Below are 747 nucleotides of genomic sequence, written 5' to 3'. Positions count from 1 at the left end.
CTGAGCTCGCGCGCGTCGAAGGCGCGCCCCGTGAGCTCGCGGGCGAGCAACCGACCGGTGAGCACCACACCGGAGATGGCGCCGAGGAACCCGCCGACCGCCGGGATGAGGCCGATCAGGAGCACGAGGATCGCGATCAGAATGCCGAGCAGGATCAGCCGGAGCCCCTCGCCGAGCGTTGTCCAGAAGCTGCCGCCGTCCGCCGGAGGCGCCTCGCCCAGGTCGACCTCGACCGCGTGCCAGATGCGCTGGTAGAAGGGGTCGCCGATGGTCAGGGTCAGGGCACTGAAGACGACGCTGGCGAGCGCGAGTGCGGCCGCCACGATCACGAGGCCCACGGCGGCGCGCAGCAGACCCCTCCACGGCTCGAACCACCCCTCGGCGAACGGGGTCAGCCAGGCGGACAGCGACGGCATGCTGAGCACCAGCGGGATGAGGGCGGCCGCGAGCACGACCACGGCGATGATCGCGGGGATCAGCCCGAGCATCATGAGACCGGGCCTGGTGCGCCACAGCCCGAACCCGCGCAGCAGGGTGCGGATGCCGGTCGCGAACTCTCGGATCATGGCTTCCAGCGTAGGTGCATCGCTCAGACGGCCTTGCGGAGCGTGTACCCGCGCGGAGTCGCCACGAAGCCGGCCTCCTGCAGGGTGAGGGCGAGTCCCGTGCCGTAGACGCCCTCGCCGTTGATCTTCTCGACGGTCAGGGTGTCGAGGCGGCGACTGCGCGCGGTGGTCGCGAGGTCGG

At 71.2% G+C, this 747-nt stretch carries 1 protein-coding gene; it reads right to left on the bottom strand.

The annotated features are described in order from the left end of the window. On the bottom strand, positions 1-566 hold a 566-nt coding region (locus KZA10_RS16675), incomplete at its 3' end, for an EI24 domain-containing protein (RefSeq protein WP_218683456.1). Positions 567-747: the final 181 nt, after the last annotated feature.

Origin of the sequence: Microbacterium sp. BF1, from assembly GCF_019279095.1 — a bacterium.
Lineage (GTDB): Bacteria > Actinomycetota > Actinomycetes > Actinomycetales > Microbacteriaceae > Microbacterium > Microbacterium maritypicum.
The sequence above is the reverse complement of the archived record's forward strand: the minus strand, read 5'-3'. Positions and strand labels throughout refer to the sequence as shown.